The 24042-nt window shown below is 26.7% G+C and carries 23 protein-coding genes; 16 read left to right on the forward strand and 7 right to left on the reverse strand.

Features of this window, described 5'->3' with window-relative positions; translation table 11 throughout:
* The first annotated feature begins 105 nt into the window (after nucleotides 1-105).
* The 5 genes from BHYOB78_RS05735 to BHYOB78_RS05755 are packed head-to-tail and all read left to right on the forward strand — an operon-like array spanning nucleotide 106 to nucleotide 5485.
* Entirely contained in the window at nucleotides 106-990 is an 885-nt protein-coding gene (locus BHYOB78_RS05735; RefSeq protein WP_020063475.1) for a hypothetical protein, read from the forward strand.
* Between the two features lie 14 nt (nucleotides 991-1004).
* A complete protein-coding gene (locus BHYOB78_RS05740; RefSeq protein WP_012669861.1) occupies nucleotides 1005-2099 on the forward strand; it encodes an FtsW/RodA/SpoVE family cell cycle protein in 1095 nt (364 codons plus the stop codon).
* A complete protein-coding gene (locus BHYOB78_RS05745; RefSeq protein ID WP_012669862.1) occupies nucleotides 2096-3172 on the forward strand; it encodes a UDP-N-acetylglucosamine--N-acetylmuramyl-(pentapeptide) pyrophosphoryl-undecaprenol N-acetylglucosamine transferase in 1077 nt (358 codons plus the stop codon). The genes BHYOB78_RS05740 and BHYOB78_RS05745 overlap by 4 nt, the downstream gene beginning before the upstream one ends.
* Nucleotides 3173-3201: 29 nt before the next feature.
* A complete protein-coding gene (gene murC / locus BHYOB78_RS05750) occupies nucleotides 3202-4590 on the forward strand; it encodes a UDP-N-acetylmuramate--L-alanine ligase (protein ID WP_020063476.1) in 1389 nt (462 codons plus the stop codon).
* Entirely contained in the window at nucleotides 4559-5485 is a 927-nt protein-coding gene (locus BHYOB78_RS05755; RefSeq protein ID WP_020063477.1) for a UDP-N-acetylmuramate dehydrogenase, read from the forward strand. The genes murC and BHYOB78_RS05755 overlap by 32 nt, the downstream gene beginning before the upstream one ends.
* Nucleotides 5486-5565: 80 nt before the next feature.
* On the opposite strand, the gene BHYOB78_RS05760 is transcribed toward BHYOB78_RS05755, so the two are convergent.
* Nucleotides 5566-6084 carry a hypothetical protein gene (locus tag BHYOB78_RS05760; protein WP_012669865.1) on the reverse strand — a complete coding sequence of 173 codons (519 nt, stop codon included), beginning with the start codon at nucleotides 6082-6084 and terminating at the stop codon, nucleotides 5566-5568.
* A 29-nt stretch (nucleotides 6085-6113) separates the two neighbouring features.
* Nucleotides 6114-7388, reverse strand: coding sequence for an HD-GYP domain-containing protein (locus BHYOB78_RS05765; protein WP_239650858.1), 1275 nt, complete (start codon nucleotides 7386-7388; stop codon nucleotides 6114-6116).
* Nucleotides 7389-7682: 294 nt separating this feature from the next.
* Here BHYOB78_RS05765 and BHYOB78_RS05770 point away from each other — a divergent pair, with 294 nt between their 5' ends.
* Nucleotides 7683-8351 (forward strand): helix-turn-helix transcriptional regulator, encoded by a 669-nt coding sequence (locus tag BHYOB78_RS05770; RefSeq protein ID WP_028331238.1) that lies wholly within the window; start codon nucleotides 7683-7685, stop codon nucleotides 8349-8351.
* Nucleotides 8352-8431: 80 nt separating this feature from the next.
* On the opposite strand, the gene BHYOB78_RS05775 is transcribed toward BHYOB78_RS05770, so the two are convergent.
* On the reverse strand, nucleotides 8432-9361 hold the full coding sequence (locus tag BHYOB78_RS05775) for a tyrosine-type recombinase/integrase (protein ID WP_012669868.1): 930 nt from the start codon (nucleotides 9359-9361) through the stop codon (nucleotides 8432-8434).
* Between the two features lie 281 nt (nucleotides 9362-9642).
* On the opposite strand from BHYOB78_RS05775, the gene BHYOB78_RS05780 reads away from it, so the two are divergent.
* From BHYOB78_RS05780 to BHYOB78_RS05825, 10 genes are all read left to right on the forward strand, one after another.
* Nucleotides 9643-10731: a sialidase family protein gene (locus BHYOB78_RS05780; protein WP_020063478.1), complete on the forward strand. Its 1089-nt coding sequence runs from the start codon at nucleotides 9643-9645 to the stop codon at nucleotides 10729-10731.
* Between the two features lie 28 nt (nucleotides 10732-10759).
* Complete coding sequence (locus BHYOB78_RS05785) at nucleotides 10760-11743, forward strand: ABC transporter substrate-binding protein (RefSeq protein WP_012669870.1); 984 nt, start codon at nucleotides 10760-10762, stop codon at nucleotides 11741-11743.
* A gap of 118 nt (nucleotides 11744-11861) precedes the next feature.
* Nucleotides 11862-12632, forward strand: coding sequence for an ABC transporter permease (locus tag BHYOB78_RS05790; RefSeq protein WP_012669871.1), 771 nt, complete (start codon nucleotides 11862-11864; stop codon nucleotides 12630-12632).
* 49 nt (nucleotides 12633-12681) lie between these two features.
* Nucleotides 12682-13467: an ABC transporter ATP-binding protein gene (locus tag BHYOB78_RS05795; RefSeq protein WP_012669872.1), complete on the forward strand. Its 786-nt coding sequence runs from the start codon at nucleotides 12682-12684 to the stop codon at nucleotides 13465-13467.
* A 14-nt stretch (nucleotides 13468-13481) separates the two neighbouring features.
* On the forward strand, nucleotides 13482-14429 hold the full coding sequence (locus tag BHYOB78_RS05800) for a DUF7916 family protein (RefSeq protein WP_020063479.1): 948 nt from the start codon (nucleotides 13482-13484) through the stop codon (nucleotides 14427-14429).
* A 75-nt stretch (nucleotides 14430-14504) separates the two neighbouring features.
* Nucleotides 14505-15518 (forward strand): ABC transporter substrate-binding protein, encoded by a 1014-nt coding sequence (locus BHYOB78_RS05805; protein WP_020063480.1) that lies wholly within the window; start codon nucleotides 14505-14507, stop codon nucleotides 15516-15518.
* 91 nt (nucleotides 15519-15609) lie between these two features.
* The gene (locus BHYOB78_RS05810) at nucleotides 15610-16614 is read left to right on the forward strand and encodes an ABC transporter substrate-binding protein (RefSeq protein ID WP_020063481.1); all 1005 of its coding nucleotides are present in this window, start codon (nucleotides 15610-15612) and stop codon (nucleotides 16612-16614) included.
* Between the two features lie 97 nt (nucleotides 16615-16711).
* Complete coding sequence (locus BHYOB78_RS05815) at nucleotides 16712-17905, forward strand: ROK family transcriptional regulator (protein ID WP_020063482.1); 1194 nt, start codon at nucleotides 16712-16714, stop codon at nucleotides 17903-17905.
* A gap of 79 nt (nucleotides 17906-17984) precedes the next feature.
* A complete protein-coding gene (locus BHYOB78_RS05820) occupies nucleotides 17985-19697 on the forward strand; it encodes a DNA adenine methylase (protein WP_020063483.1) in 1713 nt (570 codons plus the stop codon).
* A gap of 78 nt (nucleotides 19698-19775) precedes the next feature.
* Nucleotides 19776-20228 carry a CAP domain-containing protein gene (locus tag BHYOB78_RS05825; RefSeq protein WP_028331239.1) on the forward strand — a complete coding sequence of 151 codons (453 nt, stop codon included), beginning with the start codon at nucleotides 19776-19778 and terminating at the stop codon, nucleotides 20226-20228.
* Nucleotide 20229: 1 nt separating this feature from the next.
* On the opposite strand, the gene hflX is transcribed toward BHYOB78_RS05825, so the two are convergent.
* The 4 genes from hflX to BHYOB78_RS05845 all read right to left on the reverse strand — a co-directional run bounded on the left by hflX (nucleotide 20230) and on the right by BHYOB78_RS05845 (nucleotide 23988).
* Nucleotides 20230-21342, reverse strand: a complete 1113-nt coding sequence (hflX, locus tag BHYOB78_RS05830) for a GTPase HflX (RefSeq protein WP_020063484.1) — start codon at nucleotides 21340-21342, stop codon at nucleotides 20230-20232.
* A gap of 19 nt (nucleotides 21343-21361) precedes the next feature.
* Nucleotides 21362-21931, reverse strand: a complete 570-nt coding sequence (gene yqeK / locus BHYOB78_RS05835) for a bis(5'-nucleosyl)-tetraphosphatase (symmetrical) YqeK (RefSeq protein ID WP_020063485.1) — start codon at nucleotides 21929-21931, stop codon at nucleotides 21362-21364.
* Nucleotides 21932-22001: 70 nt separating this feature from the next.
* The gene (locus tag BHYOB78_RS05840) at nucleotides 22002-22997 is read right to left on the reverse strand and encodes an ABC transporter ATP-binding protein (protein ID WP_028331240.1); all 996 of its coding nucleotides are present in this window, start codon (nucleotides 22995-22997) and stop codon (nucleotides 22002-22004) included.
* Between the two features lie 28 nt (nucleotides 22998-23025).
* Nucleotides 23026-23988 carry an ABC transporter ATP-binding protein gene (locus BHYOB78_RS05845; protein ID WP_012669883.1) on the reverse strand — a complete coding sequence of 321 codons (963 nt, stop codon included), beginning with the start codon at nucleotides 23986-23988 and terminating at the stop codon, nucleotides 23026-23028.
* Nucleotides 23989-24042 lie beyond the last annotated feature (54 nt).

Raw genomic sequence — 24042 nt, forward strand, 5'->3', positions numbered from 1 at the left:
ATATATTAGTTATATATTAAAATAGTAAAATTATATTTTTTATCTTGATTTTTTTATTTTATAAAGTATCATATTAAAAAAGTTTTCATAATTTTTGAGATTTGAATGAAAAAAATAAATATTCTTATAGTGTTAGTTTTTATATATTCAAAGATTGTTTTTGCAGATATAAATACTATTTTTAATATGGATATATATGAAAGGAATTTACCAATTAATACTAATACAGGTATTTATAGTAATGAACTTTTTATAGAACAAACTGCTTTGGGGGGATTTAATTATATAAGATTTAATTTAGAGACTAGACTATATTATAGATTATATTTTTATAAAAATGCAACAAATTTTTTATTTAAAAATACGAAAGCTGATTTTGGCATAGAGAATAATTTTTCATTATCTTCCGATATGGTTGGAGTATATGTAGATATTAAACCATTATCATTTTTAGGTATCAGAGTAAGCGGATATGCAGACTTTATGTTTAATGCTATGAATTTTGGTTATGCAGGATTTGATAGTAAAGATGTAAGTTATTCTTTCAATGAATTATATGCTATGGAAAAGGGTAATGCATTTGGGTATATAATAAATGTTGCACCATATTTTATATTTAAATTTAATAATTTTATTTTAATAAATAATCTAAATATGTCTTATGTTAATGTTGGGGATAAAAAATATTATTATGATCCTAGAACTTCAATATTACATGCAAAAAGTGAGTTTGAATTGATTAATGATTTTTATCTTTTGGGAAAGATAAGCATGTTCTATATAGGCGGATATTACGGGCTTACTTACCTAATTAATTCAAAACATTTATCTCATAAATTTGGTATAGCTGGTATTATAAATTTCAATTTTTTGAAAGAAACTTTAATTTTTAATATTGGGGCTTCGGCAGGACTGCATGTCGGACTTCCTCATTATAATAATACGACATTTATAGAATTAAAAATGTCATTAGGTTATAAGATACTATAAGATAGAAGAGTGTTATGATAAATAGAAAATTGTTTCCTGATAAATATTTATTAATAATATATATAGCTTTACTTGTAGCTGGATTAGTTGCTATATATGGGGCGCAAACAATACATGAGCCTAATACAGCATATTTTTCTAATCATTTGAAATTATTATCATTTATGCTTATTTTTACTATTATTATGATGATAATTCCGGATTTCTTTACATTTTTGGATAAAATGGTTCCTTTAATTTTACTTTTTACATTACTGCTTCTTGCATCTGTATGTTTATTTGGTATAACTGTTGCAGGAAGTTATGCAAGAAGATGGCTTCTTCTTCCATTTGGAATTACAATACAGCCTTCAGAAATAGCAAAGATAACTTGCAGTATATATTTTGCAAGTGTTTTAAGTAAGAAAGGAGAGAAATTAATTGATATAAAAAGAGGGTTATTTCCTCCGTTATTAATTTTAATAATAGTTTCAGGACTTATTTTAGTAGAGCCTGATTCCGGTACTGCACTTCTATTTTCTATAGTTGGTTTTGCTATATTCTTTTATGGAGGCATACCTTTAAGATCAATACTTCTTTCAGGTATTTTGTTATTAATTCTTTTTGCTATATTTATTTTTAATACCCCTTATATGAAAAGCAGAGTTGTATCATTTTTAGATCCTCAGAGTCAGCCTGAAGAAGAGGTTTATCAAATTAGAAGGGCAAAATTAGCATTTAATTATGGGGGCGTTACAGGAATTCCAGATGAATATATAGCTGATGTTAGTACGCATTTGCCTGCTGCTTTAACTGACTTTATATATGCTTCTGTTTCTCAAAGATATGGATTGGTTGGGAATTTGATTATATTACTTTTATTTTTATCATTTACTATTAGGGGATTTATAATATCGTCGCGTACTAATGATCTGTTTTTGAAAAATCTTTCATTTGCCATTACCATGTTCATTAGTGTGCAGGCATATTTAAATATAATGGTAGCTACTCTTATGCTGCCTACTACAGGTATGACGCTTCCTATCATTAGTTATGGAAGAAATGCTTTAGTTGTTAATATGATAATGATAGGTATCTTATTAAAAATAACTCAAAGGAGAGAACAATGAATGTAATTTTATGCGGCGGAGGAACTGCCGGACACATAACTCCTGCTATTTCTATATATGATTATATGAAAAAAGGAGGGCATAAACCAAGACTTGTTGTTGCTCAAAAAGATTATCCATTGATACCGAGCAATTATGATTTTAATACTATAGATATTAATTCTCCAGGAAATTTTTTAAAGAAAATAGTATTTATATTAAAATTTATACCAGCTTTGATGAAATCATATAGTATAATAAAAAGGCATAAGCCTGATTGTGTAATAGGTATGGGAGGATTTGTATCATTTCCTATGCTTTATGCAGCAAAGAGTAAGAATATACCTATATTTTTATGCGAACAGAATTCAATACCTGGTAAGGTTAATAGAATATTCTATAAAGATGCTAAAAGAGCATATTTAACTTTTTCAAAGACTTTAGAGTTTATGCCTAATGGAAAAGTTTTTGGAAACCCTGTTAGAAATGATTTCTTTGTGGTTCATAGAGAAAGTGCAAGAACTGTTATGAAATTAAAAGAAGATGATAAACTTTTAGTTGTTATGGGAGGATCGCAGGGTGCTTTAAAATTGAATGAATTATTTTTTGAATGCATAAAAGATATAAAAGAAAAAGTTAATAATTTATATATAGTATGGCTTGCAGGTCCTAAATGGGCTAATGATATAATTGCTAAAGTGAATAATGCCAAATTTGAAAATGTTTTTGTACATAGTTATTATAGAGATATGGCAAATTTACTACATGCAGCAGATTTTGTTATATCTAGAGCAGGAAGCAGTTCTATCAGTGAAATATTAGCTGTAAATGTTCCTTCATTATTAGTACCTTTTCCTTATGCAACAGATAATCATCAATATTTTAATGCTTTAGATTTGCTTAATAAAGATATGGCATATTTGATAGAAGAATCTGATTTGGATAAGGAAAAATTGGAGAATATTGTTGTGAATAATTTGAATAATGAAGACAGATTAAAAAAGATGAGAGATAATATTAAAAATAATTGGAGTGCTAGAGCTGTATCTTCAATAGTTGATGATATAACTGGAATTCTAGAACAAAATAATTAATCAAAAAATAATGAAAAATTGAGGAATATATGTTTACAAAGAGAAAAGAAAAGATACATTTTATAGGAATCGGCGGAATTGGAATGAGTGCTATAGCAAGTGTATTAAATGCTATAGGTTTTACTATAACAGGAAGTGATTTAGCTAAAACAGCAAAAACAGAATCTTTAGAATCTTCAGGAATAAAAGTTTATTATGGGCATAAAGCACAAAATATTGAAGATGATGTTACAGCAGTAGTAACTTCATCGGCTATAAGTCCAACTAATGAAGAAATTATAGAAGCGAAATCAAAAAAGATAACAGTTATATCAAGAGGTGAAATGCTTGCTGAACTTATGCGTTTAAGATATGGTATAGCTATATCAGGTTCGCATGGTAAAACTACAACAACATCTCTTATAAGTCAGATAATGATGCATGCCGGACTCAATCCTGTTTGTATAATAGGAGGAAATCATTTTAATTTGAAAAGCAATGCTGCTTGCAATGATTTAAGCAGTGAGTATATGGTATGTGAGGCAGATGAGAGTGACGGAAGTTTTTTAAGGCTTTCACCTGTTATTAATGTAGTTACTAATATTGATAATGATCATTTGGATTATTATGGAAATGTAGAGGCTTTAAGAGTTGCTTTTTTAGAGTTTATAAATAAAGTACCTTTTTACGGCTGTTCATTTTTATGTTTTGAAGATAATGTGGTAAAAGATTTATCAAAGAGTGCTAATAAAAAATATTATTCTTATGGTTTTTCAAAAGATTATGATTTTTACGTTGATAGAGATTCTATTAGAGTGGAAGCGCCTATAACTTATTTTACTGCTTATCATAATAGTGAATGTTTAGGAGAGTTTTCTGTTCCTCTTATAGGAATTCATAATGTATTGAATTCTTTAGCTTCTATAGGGGTTGGTATTCATTTAGGTATAGATATTGCTGATATAAAAGAAGGATTAAAAACTTTTGAAGGCGTTGGAAGGAGATTAAATAAGCTTTACGATAAAGAGATAACTTTATTTGATGATTATGCTCATCACCCTACAGAGATAAAAGCTACACTTTCATCTGTAAGAAATGCTTATAAAAATAGAAGAATAATAGCTGTATTTCAGCCTCATAGATACAGCAGGACAGAACTTCTTCTTAATGATTTTGAATCTGCATTTAATGATGCTGACGAAGTTATTATTAGTGATATTTATGCTGCAGGAGAATCACCTATACCTGGAATAAGCGGCGAGATTATATGTGATGTTGTTAGAAAACAGAATAATCATGTAAGATATGTTCCAAATATAGAAGATGTATTGCCTGTACTTGATGATATAAAAAAAGATGGCGATATAATATTGACTTTGGGAGCAGGCAATATAGTAAGGATTAGTAATGAATATGCAAGAAAATTACAAAATGGTTGAGAACTTTCTCAAAGAAAGAAATATAGAATATTATATAAATCAAGCTTTTAGTAAATTCAGCAGTTTTTATGTAGGCGGAAATATTGATTTGTATATCATTGTTAAAAAAATATCTGATTTTTTAGATCTTGCTAATTTTTTATATAAGAATTTTATTGATTATTTTGTTATGGGTGATACTAGTAAGGTTATAGTTTCTGATAATGGGTATAATGGTATAATAGTTTCATTGGAAGGGGAGTTTGAATCTTTTGAGTTTTTGGAAGATGGTGTTTTGAAATCTAATAGTTCTGCTATTTTAGAGAGACTTTCTCATGAATCGAGAATTAGAAATTTTTCAGGATTAGAATTTGTGGCTTTAGTTAATACTAGAATAGGGGCTGCTATATATGATAAATTGGAATCTTTTGGAATATCTTTGCTTAATTTTGTTAAATCTGTAACATTGTTTAATAAACAGGATTGTACTGTAACAGAACTAAGTAAAGATGAATATTTAGCTTTAACTGATAAGGAGAAAAGATTTATAATTATATTATCAGCTGTATTGGTATTAGAAAAAGATAGTCCTGAAAGTATTGATAATAGAATAGATTGGTTTAGATATATAAGAGGTTCTGTTGCTCCTACAGAGGCCAGCATAGGTCCTGTATTTGAAGATTTTTATGATATTAAGGCTTATGAGATGGTAGAGAGGGTAGGCGGACTTGATATGCAGTTTGGGGCTATGAAATGGCATAAGCGATTTCCTAATTATATTATTAATGAATCTTTATATAATTCTGAAACTGAATGCAGGGCTGAAGATGTTATTAATTTAATAGAAGATACTAGAAAAAAAATAGAACAGCATTATGCTTTTAATCCAAAAATTAATATTGTTTTACTTAGTTAATAATTGAACTATTTAGATTAAAAAATAAAAGGGCTTAAAAAATAAGCCCTTTTTTTATTGTTTATAATTATTATTTATTATTATTTTTTATGCCAATGTATAGAATTCACATATAGTACAGATAAATTTGTCAAATCTTTATCATCTTCTATTTTTGCAGATAAAGTATAATATATATCATCTACTTTCCACAAAGTAAATTTTTCATTTAATGAAGTTACATTATATTCTACATCTATTTTGTATTCATTTTCCGTAAAATTTTTATTTGTATTATTTTGATAATCTCCGTAAAGCGATAGTAATGCTTCTTTATCTTTTGATGCTCTGTATACATAAGCATTATTCATATAATCGAATGTAGATTCAGCAATATTTTTGTTTACTATGAAATATTTTCCATTTTGTCCATGTTCAGGAGGTGCAACTGTTATGCCTATTCCCAAAGGGGCAAATGAATTTGGAGAATCAACTTGAACATAATCTAATACGCTTTCAGATGTATTAGCTTTTTTTTTATCAGTATTATTTGAATTATTAGAGCATGAAATACTGAATAAGATAATAAATAGAATTGTAATTAAATGTTTAGTTATCATATGTTATCCTTTTTCTAATTTAGTGTTTATTAATTGAAAGTTTTCATATCTGATAAATAATTTTTGAAAATTGAAAATATTATATAATCTATTTTTACTTCATCTTTCAAAAAGTTATCATACATATAATCTACTATTTCTAAATCAGTATTGATTTCATTTATACAAATATCATGTTTATATTTTAGAAAATCATATAAATCTAATATTTCTATAATTTTAACAGGATAGTATATAAAAGCTGTGAAATTAAATATATCTTTAGAATCAAAACTTATTAAATATGGATATTCAAAATGAGGTCTTTTAGATTTCATAGCTTCACATAATGTTATTGAAAGTCCATGTCCGTATCCATAGTATTCATGATGAACTCCAACAGCTAAGTTTATATCCTGATTATTAGATATAGAGTATTTTATATAGTTATATGATTTAATAGAATGTGAATATAATTCATTATTTATGTTAATATTTTCTGTAGGTAAATAATTAATTATTTCTGTTAATGTAATATCATGAAGAAGTGCTGCAATAGACATATTTACAATTTCGCTATAATCAAATTGTCTTATTCCTAATTTGAATATATTATCTAATTTTGAAATGTCTTTTATAAATTTATTTTTCTTTGATATTTTTATATAATAAGGCATATAATCGTTTTTCCATTTAGCTCTTATTTTTGAAAGCATTCCCATACTTATATTCTTATTATAGAATATCATAAATTCTATTGTATTAATAAATAATCTATTGCTGTGATCTATTATATTACATCCTGTGAATCCAATTACATCAGAGAACATATCTTCTTTTTCATAATTTTTATTTAGTAATACGAAAGCACTTTCAGCAATACTCTTCATTAATTCTTCATAGTTTGTATTATATTTCTTACTTTCATAAATATTCCTATGACTTTCAGTATTTTCAGATATATTTCCTATTACATTTATTCTTATCATAAGACCTAATCTTATTAATATTTCTCCTACAAGTTTTGCAGCTTTGCAGGTGAATTTATCTCTATTTTCTTCTATTTCTAGTTCTATTATTAAATTTTTTATATTTTCAACTCTTTGGTATTCATTCATAGATAATATATTTTCGAGTATAGCTTCCTGAGCTTTTTCTGTATTTTCTATAGGATCTTTACAATTTGTAAAAATAGAGTAGAAATAGTCTTTACTATTTAATTCATTAGGATCAATGAAGAATTCTATCATATCTAAATAAGATTTATATATATAATATTTGGATCCGGCAAATAAAGTATTTTTTTCTAAATTATTATTAAACAAATAATCAATTTTATTATATGGTATAACATTAACTACACCATTTTCATTTTTAGAAATAATTTATATTTTATCTTTTAGTATTACTTCTTTATAATCTTTTATTTTTTCTAATGGTATTGTTACATAGTTATCTAAATTAATTTCCATTTAATTACCTATATTAATTATTATTCATTATTATTATACATATATAAAATAATAAAACAAATATTTTGGTGAAAAAAATTTGGAAAATGCAAAAAAATTATTATATTATAACAGTATTATTTATTATTAATAAAAATTGGAGAAGCAATGTATAATTATATATACACTCAAGAAGATTTCAGCATATTAAATAGTTATAAAAATATTTCTATATCATTAGGTAAATATCTTGGTGATAATGTTGAAATAGTGATATATTCTTTTGAAAATGATGATTGTCCTATAGTTTTTATAGTTAATGAATATTTGCATAATAAAAACATTGGCGATGCTATTTCCGATAAAGACAGAAGCATATTAAATGAAATGCTTGATAAAAATAATAATAAATTTTTTAAAAATAATTTTATTGAAACTGTTACAGGTGAATGTCATAAAATAAATTATACAGTTATAGAAAATTCTAATGGTATTCCTATAGCTATGATGGTTATAAGTTGGAAATTTGATATTTCTTTGGTTAATACATTAAAAGTGTTTATACCTGATAATATTAATTCAGATGTAAAAGATACTAAAAAAAGTAAGTCAGAAGATATTATTGTAGACTCTCTTAAAAAAGTTATAGGAACAGTAGATAAAGATGAAGTAGGTCCTTCCGTTTATAATAAAACAATAATAAAAAAATTATATGCACAGGGTATATTTGAGTTTAAAGAGTCAGTTCAATTAGTAGCAAATTATTTGAATATTTCGCATCATACGGTGTATTTGCATCTTAGAAGTATAAAGAGATCTAAAAAAAATAGCAAATAATTTTTATTAAAAATAAAAAATATATGAATATATCTTTTATATATTATTTTATTATTAAAAAAATATTTAAAATAAAAATTTTAATTATTAGAATGAGGATGAAATTTATTATATACTTCAAATAATCTCGAATTTGTAACATGAGTATATCTTTGTGTGGTGGCTATTGTTTCATGTCCCAATAATTCCTGAACTCCTCTGATTTCAGCATCATTATTAAGTAAATGAGTAGCGAAAGTATGTCTTAATGTATGAGGTGAAAAATCTATAGATATATTTGCATTTCTTATTAAGCGTTTCATAGATGTTCTTATGCTTCTGTCGCTTATAGGCTTTCCGAATCTGTTTATAAATATATAATCATTATTTTCAGAATATTCTCTTTGTATTATTCTTCTTTTTTCCATATATACATCCCAATTTTCATATATTATAGGAAGTATTGGTATATCTCTTACTTTTGATCCTTTACCGCATATTCTTAATGTTTCTGAGCCTTTTTTTATCATGCTTAGTTTTAATGAGGCTAGTTCTGATACTCTTAATCCTATTGCATACATAAATAAGGCCATCATTTTATCTCTGATAAGTGTAAAATCCCCTCCATCATCTATAGCTAATATGTTGTCTATATCATCTATAGATAAAAATTTAGCTATATGTTCCTCCCTTTTCGGACTTTTCATATCTACTATTCTGTTCTTATCTGAATATCCATTTCTTATTAAATATTTATAAAATTTTTTTATTGATGATAAATGCCTTGACATAGTGGAGTTAGTTAGAGATTTTTCTTTTAAAAATGTTAAATAATCTCTTACTGTATAATGATTAGCCTCATCTAATGGAATGTTTTTATTATGTAAGAATTGAAAATATTCTTTTAAATCTTTGTTATAACTATTGATAGTATGAGCAGCGAAATTTAAAGTTTGCAAATAATCACTGAATTCTTCCAACAAAACATATATTTTTTCATCATTGAAAACATAATCATTTTGCATATTCATAATAAAAACCCCATAAAAATATATCTTTTAAGTTATTATCGAAAGTTTAAATTATAAATTTATGAAGTATGTTAACTTGATATAAAAAAATTATTGATAATCATATTATTATTAAAAAATAAAATTAGGTTAATTTATATGTTTTGATATAAAATTATAAGTATTTATATTAAAGTAAAAAAAATCATTTTTTGATTGCTTTTTTTATAAAAAAAATTGATTTTAGTTAGTTAGTTTACTATACTAATTAATATACAAAATAATATACGAGGTATTTTATTATGATAAATTTAGAAAAAAAGTTAATGGAATTTTCTCTTAAATTGATAGATGAAAAAAAAGCTAAAATCATTGTACCTGTAACACCAGAAACAGGATATTGGTTTGGCGGCGGAAATATGATAGAAGATAAAGAAGGTAATTTATATATTTCAGGAAGATACAGAAATTCTGGAGATTCAAGAACAGGTTTGGATTTAGGAGATAGGGGAGCTGAATTAGCAATATTTAAATCTTCAGACAAAGGAAATACTTGGACAAAAATAAAAAGTATATTAAAAAAAGAACTTCCTAGAGGTGTTTTATCTATAGAGGGTACTGCTTTAAGATTCAACAAAGATAATGAAGTTGAGCTTTATATTTCTTCCGAGAAATCTGAAAATAAGTATCCTGATCATCTTAAAGAGTATTTAAAACCAGGCACTGGTGTATGGGATATTGATGTTATAGTAGCTGATAAAATAGAAAATTTAAGTGCTTCTAATGTAAAAGAACTTATTAAAGGTGAAGATTCAAGATTTATACATTTGAAAGATCCTTTTGTATATGATAGTTATAATGGTGAAAAATATTTAATGTTCTGTACACATCCTTATAACTGGACTAGTTCAAATACAGGCTATATGTTAAGAAGAGGTGAGAAACTTAATTTTGAGGCACCTGTATTCTATTTCTTTGAAAAAGGTCATACTTGGGATATTGCTATGACTAGAGGAACTTGTGTTGTTGATATGCCTCAGATTGGAGTATTAAAAAACAAAAGAATAAGTTTATTTTTCTATGACGGCGGAGAATGTGTTAGAAATTTAGATGAGCATGAAAAAGCTGTAAAAAGACCTAGAGGATATTCATGTGAAGAATTAGGCGGAGTTGCTTATATAGAAAACGGATCATTCTCACATATTGAAAGAATAAGTAAAGAACTTCCTCTATTTGTAAGCCCTTATGGTACAGGATGTTCAAGATATGTAGATGTACTAAGAACTAAAGATGGTATGTATGCAACTTGGCAGCAGTCTCAGGATAATAAATCTCAGCCTTTAGTTATGAATTTCTTAAGCAATGCTGAAATAGAAGATATATTGAAATAATAATTATAATTTATTATGGAGTAATATTATGAAAAAAGTTTTATTAGCTGTAACATTTATTTTTATATTTAGTTTTTTAATATCATGCGGTAAGAAAACAAATGAAAATGCAGGTAAAATAAGAGTAGCATATCACCCAAATGTAGGAGGAGCTTCTGCAATAATTACAGGTATACAGCAGAATTATTTTAAAGATGAAGGTTTGGATATAGAACTTGTTAAATTTACAAGCGGACCTACAGAAATAGCAGCTATGGTTTCAGGAGATATACAAATAGGTTATATAGGTTTTGGAGCACATACATTGGCAGCAGAAGGAAAAGTTCAAATAATAGCTACTGACGGAATAGCTGTTGTAGAAGGTATTAGAACATTAAAAACTTCAGGCATAAACTCTGTTGAAAAATTAAAAGGCAGAAGTTTAATAACTCAATTAGGTACATCAGGAGAAACTATTATAGATCAGGTATTAGCAGGAACAGGAGTTAATAAAACAGATATAAATATACTTAATGCTGAAGTTTCAAGTGCTGTTGCATCATTCTTGGCTAATAAAGTTGATGCTATATCTGTATGGCCTCCTTATACTGTTGAAATAGATAATAGAATTGGTATAGAGAATTTGTATATTATAAAACCTCAGGATGTAGGAGTTGATTCTACTGCAAGCTGGATAGTAACTCCTAACTATTTGGAAGCTAATACTGATACAGTTATAAAATTCACAAGAGCATTATATAAATCAATGGATTATAGAAAATCACATTTAGATGAAGCTATTACAAATGTATCAAATCTTATAGGTTTAGATATAGCTACAGTTTCACAAGAGAAATACAGTTCTGACTGGATGGATTCTCAAACAATGAAAAGCAGAATAAATGACGGAAGCATAAGTAATATTTATAAAAAACAAATAGACTATTTTGTACAGAATAATAGATTAAATTCTGAGCCTGTTCCTGTAGACAAATATGTAAGAATCGACATTATAGAAAAAGCATTAAATTGATTAATTAATGGTAAAGTTTATAGTTAAAATATGTGTATTTTAACTATAAACTATTAAATTTTGAATAATTTTATTTTATATATGATATAGTTTTTATTATATATTAAGAGGTATAAAAATGAATAGCAAACCTATGGGTAAAAAGAAATATATATTTACCGCTGCTTCTATTATTATAGCTTTATTGATATGGCAGTTAGTATCTTCTTCTGTGGCAGGGGCAGTTATTGCAAGTCCTGCTGATGTATTAAAATCATTTGTAAGAGAAATTAGCAATGGTAAATTGTTGAATCATATAGGTATAAGTTTATTTAGAGTATTGTCCGGTTTCGGATTAGCTTTCGTTGTATCAATACCTATAGCATTTTTAATGGGTTGGTATCAGCCTGTTCAATTATTAATAGAACCTGTAATACAATTTGTTAGGAATATACCTGCTTTGGCATATATACCTTTAGTTGTAGTTGCTCAGGGAGTTGGAGAAAGTGCTAAAATAACAGTTATATTTATATCTACTTTTTTGGTAATGATTGTAACAGTTTATCAAGGTGTAAGAGAGGTTGATCAAACTTTAATAAAAGCTGCCAGAGTTCTTGGAGCAAAAGATAAAGATATTTTCTTAAAAGTTGTAATACCCGCTTCAGTACCATATATATTAGTTGGTATGCGTTTAGGATTAGGTGCTTCCCTTACAACTCTTATTGCTGCTGAATTAACAGGATCTAGTTCAGGATTAGGCCAGATGATTCAGGAAGCAAGTCTTTACTTTAGAATGGATATAGTTATGCTTGGAATAATACTTATTGGTATTACAGGTTTAATATTAAATTTTATAGTAAGTTTAATAGAAAACAAGTTAACTATATGGCAGGAAAAGAAAAAAAGATAATAATTAAAAAATTTATATATTAAAAAAATTATATAAAAGAGATTATAATATGTCAAATAAAGAAGTAAAAGTAAAAATTTCTAATGTTAGCAAAATATATAAAGGAACTTCTAAAGATGTTCATGCTTTAGATAATGTAAATTTAGATATATATAAAAATGAATTTGTATGTGTAATAGGTTCTTCCGGATGCGGAAAAAGTACATTGCTTAATATACTTGCAGGACTTGATACACCAAATTCTGGAAGCATAGAAATAGATGGAAAACCTATAGAAGGTACAGGAGTTGACAGGGGTGTAGTATTTCAGCAGTATGCATTATTTCCTTGGCTTACCGTTGGAAAGAATGTTGCTTTTGGATTGGAATTGCAAAAGAGATCAAAGTCAGAGATAAATGATATAGTTGACCATTATTTGAAGGCTGTTGGTTTAATAGATTTTAAAAATTCATATCCTAAAGAACTTTCCGGAGGTATGAAGCAGCGTGTAGCTATAGCTAGGGCTTATGCTGTCAATCCAAATATACTTCTTATGGATGAACCTTTTGGAGCATTAGATGCGCAGACAAGAGCACAATTACAAACAGAGCTTTTAAATACTTGGGATAATGAAAAGAAAACTTGTTTCTTTATTACTCATGATGTAGATGAAGCTGTATTTTTGGCTCAAAGAGTTGTTATAATGAGTCCAAGGCCTGGAAGAATTAAGAGTATAGTAGAAGTACCTATTGCCTATCCTAGAGTACCTGAAACTAAATTATCTGCAGAATTTAATGATATTAAAAATCAATTATGGCAATTAGTATATCAGGAATATTTAGAAGCTAAAAAATAAAGGAATAATATAAAATGAAAAGGATATTTGAATTAAATTATACTGATACATTCAATATGGATACAAATACATTGATAGAAACTATTAGGAATTCTGAAGGCAGAACATTAATGGCTGAATCTTTAATATATAAAAGACCATTAATAGAAAGAGTTACTGATCCTGAAATCTTGGCTGCTATGGGAGTTGATTTAATTACATTAAACATATTTGATTTACTTAATCCTTTTATATATGATTTGGATGAAGTTGAAGCTGATGAATCTATGCCTTTAGTTGAAAGAACTTTTAAAGGACAGCTTAAATTATATGAATCTTCAAGAAAGAAAAATGATCATATACAAAGAATAAAAAAATATACAGGAAGATTTATAGGAATCAATCTGGAACCTGTTGGAGAAGGCGTTGATTATCCTGAAGGTTTAAAAGCTACTAAAGATAATTATAAAAGAGCATTAGATTTTGGAATTGATTATATAGTATTGACAGGCAATCCGCATACTAAAGTATCTATGGATACAATAGCAAAAGCAACAGAGGAATTGGCTTCTATTGCTAAGGGTAAAATGATGATTGTTGCTGGTAAAATGCATGGAGCAGGAGCCGGAAATACTGATACATTGGCTACAGTAAAACAAATTGCTGATGCTGGTGCTGATGTAATAATGTTTGGAGCACCTGGAACTTTGCCTGGTTATACTGTGGAAAAAGTTCATGAATTAATAGATGAAGCTAAAAGATTAGGAATGCTTACAAAAACTGCTATAGGAACTGCTCAGGAAGGTGCTCCTATAGATACAATAAAACAGATTGCATTAATGTCAAAGATGGCAGGTGCTGATATAATGCATATAGGTGATGCAGGAGTGGGAGGAATATCAAGTCCTATGAATGCTATGGCTATATCATTAGTATTAAGAGGAGAGGTACATACATATAGAAGAATGGCTTTAAGAAGATAATAAAATTATATTATTAACAATAAATTCTTTTTTATACGAATAAGTTTTAAAAAAATAATTAGAAGGAGAATAAAAATGAAAAAAACTATGTTTATTTCTATTTTATCAATGGCAGTGATATCTTTAATAATATCCTGTTCAGGAGGAAATAAAGCTCCTGCTGCTTCAGCAGATGGTACACTTGATAAAATAAGAGTTGCTTATCTTGCAGATTTTGCAGGAACTTCTTCTGTTGCTATAGCTCAGGAAAAAGGTTTTTTTAAAGAAGAAAATTTAGATGTTGAATTAGTTAAATTTTTAAATGGACCTTCTGAAGTTGCTGCTATGCTCTCTGGAGATATACAATTTGCATATATAGGACATGGTGCACATTCTCTAGCTATTCAAGGTAAAGTTAATGTATTATTCCCTAATGGTTTAGGTAAATCTGAAGAAATTATAGTTGGTAAATGGGCCAATGTTAATGATTTAGCAGGATTAAAAGGAAAAACTATAGGTACTCAGCTTGGTACTTCTGGAGATATAGTATTGGATATTGCATTAAGAAAAGTTGGACTTTCCAAAGAAGATGTTAATGTTGTCAATATGGATGTAAGCGGAATAGTATCTTCTATGATTGGTAAAAAAGTAGATGCAGTTTCTTTATGGGCTCCTTATACTTTTGAAATAACTAAACAGCTTGGAGATGAAGCTGTTGTAATTGCTTCTATTACAAATTATTTAGATGAAGCTGTATTTCCTAGCAGTTGGATAGTTACTCCTGATTATCAAAATAATAATCAAGACATAGTGAATAGATTCTCTAAAGCTATATTTAAAGCTATGGATTATAGAAGTGAGAATATGGATGAGGCTGTTGAAATTGTAGCTAAATTAAATGGAACTCCTGTTGATTCTGTTGCTTTAGAAAAAGAAACTGCTATATGGCTTACTTCTTCTGATATAAAAAATTCTTATACTGATGGAACAGCTGCTAAATGGTATCAAGCTCAGCAGAAAATATTTTTAAACTCAGAAGTAGTTACTGAAGAAGTAGATGTTAATAATTATGTACAGATAAATTATATAATTGATAATGTGCTTAAATAAAAAAATATTTTTCATATTTTCATATTGAAATTTTTTATAATTAATAAAGAATATATAATAAATTTTTTATTGATATAAGGTGGTCTGCAATATGAATAAGAAGAACATTATATTATTATTATCTATTATTATGATGCTGATTGTATCATGTGAGGAAAAAACAGAAAGTACTGTGCCAATACAAAAATATCCAATAAGAGTTGGATATATGCCAGATTTTTCTGGAAGTTCTGCTGTTGCTATAGCAAAAGAAAAGGGTTATTTTGATGAAGAAAATTTAGATGTTACATTGGTTGAGTTTTTAGATGGTCCTTCTGAAGTAGAGGAGATGCTTTTAAAAAATTTAGAATTTGCTTATATAGGACATGGTGCACATGCTTTAGCTATTGAAGGTAAAGTTAATGTATTATTTCCTAATGGTTTAAGCAGATCTGAACAAATTATAGTAAGAAATGCTTCTCAAATAGAATCTATTAAAGATTTAAGAGGTAAAAAAGTTGGAACACAATTAGGAACTTCTTCAGAAATTTTACTTTATTTGGCTCTTCAGTCATTAGGTATTAAAGCAGAAGAAGTAGATATTATAAATATGGATGGAAATACTATAGTATCATCTATAGCTGATGGTACTATTGATGCTGCTTCAGTGCAAGCTCCATATACTTTTGAAATATTAAATAATACTGAAAACAATGTAAAGTCTATAGCTACAACTGTTGATTATTCTGATGTAGGTTCTTTTCCTAGCAGCTGGATAGTTACACCTTCTTATCAAAGTAATAATACAGATATAGTTAATAGATTTTCAAGAGCTATACTTAAAGCTATGGACTATAGACAACTTAATATGAGTGAAGCTGTGCAATTGGTTGCTAACATGAATAGTAAAACAGTTGAAGAAGTTGATTTAGAAAGAGAAACAGGAGTATGGTTTTCTGGTAATGAGATAAAGCAAGCATATATTAATGGTGATGCTGGTAAATGGTATAAAACACAGCAGAATATATTTATTTATACTAAAACTATTACAAATAATATTGATATTAATAATTATGTGCAGTTAAAATACATGGTTGATAATGTATTTAATGAATAAATAGTTTTTATATTAAATTTATAAGCGGTGTATAATTAAATATGCATCGCTTTTTTTTAATGCTATTGTAAAATATAACTTTATATAAAGATAAAAAATGAAAAGATTAAAAGCAAAGAATTTAAAAGAACAAAATTATATTGATATAGTAAAATTATTAAAAATAGGAAATTATTCAAGAGCTGATTTAGCTTATAATTTGGAATTAAGCAAAGCAAGTATATCTGTATTAGTAGAGGATTTAATTAATATGGGTATAATATATGAGAAATGTGATGGAGAATCATCTTCTCTTGGCGGTAAAAAACCTATATTATTAGATATAAATAAAAACATAGGATATTTTATAGCAATTCATTTTAGGAGAGAATTTTGTAATATTGCTATAGTTAATTTAGAAAATGAAATTATAGAAGAATGTTCATTAAATGTAAATATAAATGATGATTATAAAATAACATTTAATCCAATAATTAAAAAGATTAAAGAATTAAAAAATAAATATAAAAACAAAAAAATATTTTCTATAGGAATATCTGTACCTGGTAAAATAAGTAAAAAAAATAATAATATGCTCGTAGATTGTATGGGAATACCTGAATGGAAAAATATACCATTAAAAGAATATATAGAACAAAATACTGATATAGATGTTATAATAGATAGATATGCATGTGCTATGCTAACATACGGTATGCTTGAAGAGATGAAAAAATCTATGCCTATACAAACTTCTTCCGTATATGTTTATTTGGGAAATTGGATTGGTGTATCTGTTTCTAATAATGGATCAATTTTATACGGAACTCATGATACAGCTGCTAACTATTCTCATACTATAGTAACTGATTCTAATTATATTTGTATGTGCGGTAAAAAAGGCTGTTGGGAATCTGTTGCTAGTATAAATGCTTTTATGAAAGAACTTCAAAGTAAAAGCAATAAATATAAAAATGTAAGTTATGAAGAAATTATTAAAAATCATATTAATGATGATATTGTAATTGAAACTTATAAGAAATTTTCGGCTTATTGGGTATCAATAGGAATATATAATATAGTTAATACTTTTGACCCTGAGACTATATTTATAGGCGGAGAAATGCTTTATTTAGGTGATGATTTTATCAATGAAATAAAAAATAATATTAAAAATAAATACAATTCATATAACTTCCTTACAGAAATAAATTTTATCAATAATTTTAAAGATATAGAAATATATGCAGCTGCTTCTGTAGCTATATATGATTTTTATAATTATAATCTTTATAAATATTTATCTAAGTAATATATTTTTTATATAATATTGATATTTTCTCTGTATTATGTTAATATTATTATGTAAACTATATTATGATAATAAGATTATGATAACTAATACTGAAGAAAATATTAAAGATAAATATTTAAAAGAAAATTTGATAGCATATATTGGAAATAAGAGAAGACTGCTTTCATTTATAGAAAATACTATTTCTGGAATTTTAGAAGAGGATGGTAATATAAAAACTGCATTGGATTTATTTGCAGGAAGCGGAAGTGTTTCAAGACTTTTAAAAACTTTAGATTTAGAAGTTTATTCTAATGATTGGGAATATTATTCTTATATTTTAAACTATGCTCATTTATCGATTAATGAAGAAGAGCTCTCTAATATGTTTATTCATACAGGCGGGGCAGAGAATACAATAAATATGATTAATAATATTAAATATATAGATGATGATGACAGATATATATCAAAATATTATGCTCCTTCAAATGATGAAAATCCTGATTTAATAAATGAAAGACTTTTTTATACTCATTACAATGCTGAAAGAATTGATATTATAAGACATAATATAGAAATGCTTTATAAAAATAAAGTAATAAATCAAAAAGAATATTATTATTTGATAGCTTCAATTATATATGAATCAGCTACGCATACAAATACTTCAGGAGTTTTTAAAGCATTTCATGCAGGTTTCGGAGGAAGGAATAAAGATGCATTGCATAGAATAATGGCTCCTATATCATTAAAGCCAATACCTTTATATAATGGCAAAAAATGTTATGTAAGTATGGAAGATGCAAATAAGTTTGTTATTAAAAATAAAGATAAGCATTTTGATTTGGTATATTTAGATCCTCCATATAATCAGCATCAATATGGAAGTAATTATCATTTACTTAATACTATAGCTTTATGGGATAAGCCTGCAATTAATAAGAATATATATATAAACGGTAAAAAAACAGATAAAGGCGGAATTAGAAAAGATTGGGTAAAAACTAAATCAATGTACTGTTATAAAAAAACAGCAAAGGATACTTTAATAAATTTATTAGATAATATAGATTCTAAGCATATAGTTATGAGTTATTCTACTGACGGAATAATAGAGTATGATGATTTAATTTCAATACTTGAAAATAGAGGTAAATTAGATATTGTTACTTCTGAATATACTAAATACAGAGGTGCTAAAAGATCTATAGTTAATAAAACCAAAAATATAGAATATTTATTTGTATTAGATACTTCAAAAACAAATTACAGCAGTGTTAATAAAAAATTAAGATACATAGACAATATAAGATTGAAAATGGACAGTCCTTTGGATTGTTCTAAAGATAATCTAATATTTGATTATGATAAAGATGATGTTATAGTATTAAATTTAAAATATTCTGTTCATATAATAAATAAAGATGAGATATGTGATAAACTTAAAAATAAAAGTTTAGAATATATAAAAATGTTTTCTATTTTTTTGGATAAATACATTAAAGAAGATAATATCAGTGCATTGAAGATTTATTTTTATCATATTAATGCAGCCATACTTGCTAATGATATAAGGCTTATAAAATATTTTGGTGAATATATATTGCAAGTTTACAGCAGATTATGTTCAAGAAAATCAAATGAATATATTATTGATATTACAAATAGTATTTTAGATATTTTATCATATTCAAATGATGAAATAAGCATTATTTCTAGAATAAAACAGAGAATTATTTATAATATAAAACATTCTAATATTTCCGAAATTAATAAAAATAAATTACTTATTAGACTTGAAAAATAATGAAAAAATATTATATTTATTCATATAGAATAAGGTTTTATGGAAATATAATTTTTTTTAATAGTAAAGTAAAAATATATGAATAATATTTTAATAAATGTAATTATTATCATCATATGCAGTTTTAATTTTTTACTTGCACAAAATTATAATGATGATATTAATTCTATGCTGAGAATATTTAATGAAATAAGGGATAATGAGAATTTATACTCATTTGAAATTGATGATAGATTAAACAGTATTGCTGATACTAGATCAAAAGAGCTTGCTATCAATTTTTCACATATAAGACCTAATAATACAAAGTATGATGAATTGCTTTATGAAAATAGGATAATTGTTTTTTCATCTGATGAAAATATAGCTTACAGATTTAAAAATGCTGAAACAGTTGCTAGTTATTGGATGAATTCTAATAAATATAAGGTTAATATCTTAAGCAATAAATTTACCCATATAGGAGTGGCTCATTATGCTATTAATGGAGAGGATTTTTGGGTAGTTATATTTGCTCAATTGAGAAGGTAATTTAATTATTATTTAATTCTAATATAGTGTCTAGTATTTTCTTTCTTAATAATTCTATATTTGTATTATTTTTTGCACTTATAAAAATTGCATCATCATAAGAAGTTAATATTTTATTTTTTTGTACTTCATCTATGCTGTCAGATTTATTAAATATCACTATTCTTTTTATATGAGAAGCATCTATTTCTTTTATTATGCTTTCTACATGCAAAAGCTTTTCTTCTATATTTTCATCGCTTGCATCTGATAAATGCAGAAGTAAATCCGCTTCAACAACTTCGGATAATGTAGATTTAAATGAAGCAACTAAAGTATGCGGAAGTCTGTCTATGAATCCTACAGTATCGCTTATTATAACTTCAACAGGAGTATCATCTGTTAAATATAATTTTCTAGTATGGGTATCTAATGTTGCAAATAATTTATCTTCAACATAAACAGATTCTTTGCAAAGCAGATTAAATAATGTACTTTTTCCTGCATTAGTGTATCCAACTATTGCTATTCTAAAAGTATTTTCTCTTCCTTTTCTTCCTGTACTTGCAGATTTTTCTACTTTGCTTAATTGAGATTTTAATTTATGTATACGCTCTCTTGCTCTTCTTCTGTCATATTCAAGCTGTTTTTCTCCGGCTCCGCCTCTTAATCCTATACCTCCTTTTATTTGGCTTAGATTAGTTCTTTTACCTTTTAATCTTGGATATTCAAATTCTAAAAAAGCTAATTCCACCTGCATCTTTGCTGTCATAGTTTTAGCACGTAATGCAAATATTTCTAATATTATTTCTGTTCTTGTGAGAGCCGTTATATTAGAGCCTTCTTCTATAGCATTTACCTGAGAACCGCTAAGCTCATTATCAAATATAAAATATTCTACATTATCAATGGTGGCACTTTCTTTTAAACTTTCCAATTTTCCTGTGCCAATATAAGTTCCTGCTGTTATTTTAGGCTGTATGAATGAATATTTATTTACAACTTCATAACCAGCAGTATCGCATAGCATAGCAAGTTCATTTAGAATATTATCTATATTTATTTTGCTGTTTCTATATTGTCTGCTGTCTGTTACAAATATTATATACGCTTTTTTTAGATTATCATTATTCATAAAAAATTACCTAATACCATTATTTAATAACTAATGAATTATAAAGTTCTATTGTTTTATCTGATAAATACTGTTTTTTACTCAAAACAAAATTTATAGATTCCAACACCACTTCTAAAAATGCATTATCAAAATCAGTAAAAATTTTCTCTCTTATTTTATCAGCAGCAGGTATATTTCTTGTGGGCTCAAGATAATCGGATGCATATATTATCTTTTCAAGCATAGTCATATTTCCATGTCCTACTGTATGACTTTCTATTGCATCTAAAATTTCCCTGTCATTTATTGAGAATTCTTTTTCAGTGATTATAGAACTTACTCTTGCATGAAGCAAAGCACCTGTTATATAATTAGGATATTCTTTATTATCATTTTCAAGTATTATTTTACGCATTTCATCATCTTTATATCTTTTTCCCAAATCATGGCATAATGCAGCGATAGAGGCTTTATTTGTATCAACATTATATTTTTCTGCTATTTGAATGGAAAGATCTCTTGTAGAAAATATATGTTTTGATCTGAATGGTAAATATTTTTCTATATATTCAGCTATTTTTTTTTCCTGATCATTGTATTCTTTCATAATAATTTATTCCTGTTTATGATTAATTATTTTTTATTATACTGAAATTATTTTGTAATTTCAATATTATTTACTCTGCAAATAGGCATGAAACAGAATGATTTTCTGAAATCTTTTTAGTATTTGGAATATTGTTTTTGCATTCTTCTTTTGCATATATGCATCTTGTATGGAATCTGCATCCTGAAGGAATATCTGATGCATTAGGAATTTCTCCTTTGATAGGAAGTTCTTTTATTATATTAACTCTTCCTGAAGAAGCATCTGGTACTGCCGCAATTAAAGCCTTTGTATAAGGATGTTTAGGATTATCTATTATTTCATCAGCGTCTCCAATTTCTACAATATTACCTAAATACATAACTGCTATTCTATCTGCAAAATATCTTGCTGTTGATAAATCATGAGTAATGTATATATAGCTTAAATTCTTTTCTGTTTGAAGTTCTTTCATCATATAAAGTATTTCAGCTCTTGTAGACAAATCTATCATAGAAACAGGCTCATCAGCAACAACTAGTTTAGGATTAAGTATCAAAGCTCTAGCAGTTGCTATTCTTTGACGCTGTCCACCTGAAAGCATATGAGGGTATCTTTCCATAAACTCTTCCGGAGGATTAATCTTTACATCTTTCAAAGCCTTTATAACCATTTCATCATAAACCTTTTCATCTCCCTCAATATTATGAATATATAAAGGCTCTTTTAATACATCTTTTATTTTAAATCTTGGATTCATAGAGGCATAAGGATCCTGGAATATCATCTGAACATTTCTTCTGTATTTAGCTGTTTCTTCTTTATTAAAGTTATTAATATTTTCATTTTCAAATATAATATTTCCTGAAGTAGGGTTTATCAATTTCATTACAAGCTTACCTATAGTAGTTTTTCCGCTTCCGGATTCTCCTATTATGGCAAGTATTTCTCCTCTTTTTACTTCTATACTTATATCATCAACTGCTTTTATTTCCTTTGATTTTTTAATCAAGCTTTCCACTATATTAGTACGAGGATAAAAATATTTTTTTACATTTTCAAGTTTTAATATTATATCATTCATAATTTTTCTTCTTTTTTATTATTAATTATATTTAGTTATTAATAAGATGGCATGCACATAAATGTCCGTTTCCTATATCTTTTAATATAGGCTCTTCATTTTTGCATTTATCTATTCTTTCTTTACATCTGTCATAAAACATACAGCCTTTAGGAGGATTAAGTAAATCCGGAGGAGTACCTTCTATAAACTCCAATTTGCTTACAGCTTTATTTAGTCTAGGAGTAGCAGCTAAAAGTCTTTTTGTATATGGATGTTTAGCATTTTTATATATATCTTCATTGCTTGCAAGCTCTGCAATCTTTCCTCCGTACATAACGCATACCTTATCTGAAATTTCAGCTTCTAATGCCAAATCATGCGTTATAAAAATAAATGACAAATCAAAATCTTTCTTTAATTTTTTTAATAAGTTTATAATCTGTGCCTGCACTATAACATCTAATGCAGTAGTAGGTTCATCAAGTATAATTAGTTTAGGTTTCAAAAATAGGGCAGTAGCTATAACAACTCTTTGCTTCATACCTCCTGAAAGTTCATGCGGATATCTCTTTGCAACATCAGCATGAAGTCCTACATATCCTAAATATTCTTCTATAAGTTTACTAGCCTCTGATTTGCTCATATCAATATGTCTGTTTATAGTTTCTATCATTTGGTTTTCTATAGTGTATACAGGAGTGAGGGAATTCATTGCACCTTGAAAAACCATAGATATTTTAGTCCATCTTATATTTTTTCTTACATACTCTTCTTTAAGCGGAATAATATCTTCATTATCGAGTATTATTCTTCCTCCTTCATATTTACCAGGTATAGAAGGCATTCTTAAAAGAGATGTTCCAAGACTAGTTTTACCGCATCCTGATTCACCTACAATACCTAAAGTTTCACCTTTCTTTATTTTAAAACTGATATCATTAATAGCCTTTACTAAACCTTTTGAGGTATGATAGTACATTTTTAAATTTTCTACTTCTAGTATATTTTCCATTGATAGTCCTATTTACAATAACATATTATGTTAATTATAATATAATATTAATAT

It is taken from the genome of Brachyspira hyodysenteriae ATCC 27164 (genome assembly GCF_001676785.2).
Lineage (GTDB): Bacteria > Spirochaetota > Brachyspiria > Brachyspirales > Brachyspiraceae > Brachyspira > Brachyspira hyodysenteriae.

Bases quoted from the DNA above. Each gene is read 5' to 3' on its own strand.
- BHYOB78_RS05815 (WP_020063482.1), top strand. From the start codon at position 16,712: ATGAAAAGATTAAAAGCAAAGAATTTAAAAGAACAAAATTATATTGAT.
- BHYOB78_RS05845 (WP_012669883.1), bottom strand. From the start codon at position 23,988: ATGGAAAATATACTAGAAGTAGAAAATTTAAAAATGTACTATCATACC.
- BHYOB78_RS05785 (WP_012669870.1), top strand. From the start codon at position 10,760: ATGAAAAAAGTTTTATTAGCTGTAACATTTATTTTTATATTTAGTTTT.
- BHYOB78_RS05810 (WP_020063481.1), top strand. From the start codon at position 15,610: ATGAATAAGAAGAACATTATATTATTATTATCTATTATTATGATGCTG.
- BHYOB78_RS05800 (WP_020063479.1), top strand. From the start codon at position 13,482: ATGAAAAGGATATTTGAATTAAATTATACTGATACATTCAATATGGAT.
- BHYOB78_RS05770 (WP_028331238.1), top strand. From the start codon at position 7,683: ATGTATAATTATATATACACTCAAGAAGATTTCAGCATATTAAATAGT.
- murC (WP_020063476.1), top strand. From the start codon at position 3,202: ATGTTTACAAAGAGAAAAGAAAAGATACATTTTATAGGAATCGGCGGA.
- BHYOB78_RS05820 (WP_020063483.1), top strand. From the start codon at position 17,985: ATGATAACTAATACTGAAGAAAATATTAAAGATAAATATTTAAAAGAA.
- BHYOB78_RS05795 (WP_012669872.1), top strand. From the start codon at position 12,682: ATGTCAAATAAAGAAGTAAAAGTAAAAATTTCTAATGTTAGCAAAATA.
- BHYOB78_RS05755 (WP_020063477.1), top strand. From the start codon at position 4,559: ATGAATATGCAAGAAAATTACAAAATGGTTGAGAACTTTCTCAAAGAA.
- BHYOB78_RS05790 (WP_012669871.1), top strand. From the start codon at position 11,862: ATGAATAGCAAACCTATGGGTAAAAAGAAATATATATTTACCGCTGCT.
- BHYOB78_RS05745 (WP_012669862.1), top strand. From the start codon at position 2,096: ATGAATGTAATTTTATGCGGCGGAGGAACTGCCGGACACATAACTCCT.
- BHYOB78_RS05740 (WP_012669861.1), top strand. From the start codon at position 1,005: ATGATAAATAGAAAATTGTTTCCTGATAAATATTTATTAATAATATAT.
- hflX (WP_020063484.1), bottom strand. From the start codon at position 21,342: ATGAATAATGATAATCTAAAAAAAGCGTATATAATATTTGTAACAGAC.
- BHYOB78_RS05805 (WP_020063480.1), top strand. From the start codon at position 14,505: ATGAAAAAAACTATGTTTATTTCTATTTTATCAATGGCAGTGATATCT.
- BHYOB78_RS05775 (WP_012669868.1), bottom strand. From the start codon at position 9,361: ATGAATATGCAAAATGATTATGTTTTCAATGATGAAAAAATATATGTT.
- BHYOB78_RS05760 (WP_012669865.1), bottom strand. From the start codon at position 6,084: ATGATAACTAAACATTTAATTACAATTCTATTTATTATCTTATTCAGT.
- yqeK (WP_020063485.1), bottom strand. From the start codon at position 21,931: ATGAAAGAATACAATGATCAGGAAAAAAAAATAGCTGAATATATAGAA.
- BHYOB78_RS05825 (WP_028331239.1), top strand. From the start codon at position 19,776: ATGAATAATATTTTAATAAATGTAATTATTATCATCATATGCAGTTTT.
- BHYOB78_RS05735 (WP_020063475.1), top strand. From the start codon at position 106: ATGAAAAAAATAAATATTCTTATAGTGTTAGTTTTTATATATTCAAAG.
- BHYOB78_RS05780 (WP_020063478.1), top strand. From the start codon at position 9,643: ATGATAAATTTAGAAAAAAAGTTAATGGAATTTTCTCTTAAATTGATA.